Origin of the sequence: Streptomyces bambusae, from assembly GCF_019400985.1 — a bacterium.
Classification (GTDB): domain Bacteria; phylum Actinomycetota; class Actinomycetes; order Streptomycetales; family Streptomycetaceae; genus Streptomyces; species Streptomyces bambusae_A.
Genome location: NZ_WTFF01000756.1, coordinates 1 through 514, shown reverse-complemented (window position 1 = coordinate 514; position 514 = coordinate 1). Strand labels below are relative to the sequence as shown.

Genomic DNA, 514 nt, shown 5'->3' with positions numbered 1-514 from the left:
CGTATGGAGTGGCGCGCACCACAGGGGGTAAAGAGCAGAGCCCCCGGCCCCCCGGCCCGCACCCCGCCCCGCCGCGGCCCGGTCCCGGCCCGGCCCGCCCCCGCCGAGCCGGGCCACGCCGTGCAGGGCCGGCAGCTCGAAGCCGGTGAGCCCGGCGGCCCGGGCCCCGTCGGCGACCGTCCGGGCCAGTTCCACCGCCCGGGTCACCCGGCCGCCGGCGGCCGCGACCCAGGGCCGGGCCAGTTCGGTCCACTGGTCGAAGACCACGGGGGCGCCGGCCGCACCCCGGTCGGCCGCCGCCAGATGGGCCTCGGCGCGGACCGCATCGCCCGTGAGCGCGGCCGCGTGCGCCGCGCCGCCCAGGTGGGAGGTGTCGTGGTAGCCCGGCCCGCGGGCGGCGATGCCCGCCCGGAACCGCTCCAGGGCGGGTCCGGGACCTGGCTCTTATACACATCCGACGCTGCCGACGGTCTTGCGCGGCGATATCGTGCTGCGTGTGGCTATGTGTAGAGCA

At 78.8% G+C, this 514-nt stretch carries 1 pseudogene; it reads right to left on the bottom strand.

The annotated features are described in order from the left end of the window. Positions 1 to 267: pseudogene (locus GPJ59_RS36895) on the bottom strand (hypothetical protein); the annotation flags it as partial. Positions 268 to 514 lie beyond the last annotated feature (247 nt).